The sequence below is a fragment of the Streptomyces avicenniae genome, from assembly GCF_000719135.1.
GTDB classification, from domain to species: Bacteria; Actinomycetota; Actinomycetes; order Streptomycetales; family Streptomycetaceae; genus Streptomyces; species Streptomyces avicenniae.
In genome coordinates this window covers 1-301 of sequence record NZ_JOEK01000060.1, presented here as the reverse complement: position 1 = coordinate 301, position 301 = coordinate 1, and the positions used below count along the sequence as shown (strand labels likewise).

1 pseudogene is annotated in these 301 nt (G+C 71.1%); it reads right to left on the bottom strand.

The annotated features are described in order from the left end of the window. Window positions 1–301 (bottom strand): annotated as a pseudogene (locus IF27_RS29745) (nitrite/sulfite reductase); the annotation flags it as partial.

Sequence of the window (301 nt, the reverse complement as noted above, 5' to 3'; positions counted from 1 at the left end):
GCCCACGTAGAAGCGGCCGTCCTTCTGGCGGTGGACGCCGATGTGGTCGCGCCAGGCCTGCGCGGGCATCTCGGGCGCGGGGCCGTCGATCAGCTTGCGGTGCAGGTACTCGTCCTCCAGGACCTGGCGGAACTTCTCGGGGCCCCAGTCCGCGAGGAGGAACTTCAACCGGGCGCGGTTGCGCAGCCGCCGGTAGCCGTAGTCGCGGAAGATCGAGGTGACGCCCTCCCACACGTCCGGCACCTCGGCCTCGGGCACCCAGGCGCCCAGCCGCACACCGAACCTGGGGTTGGTGGACAGT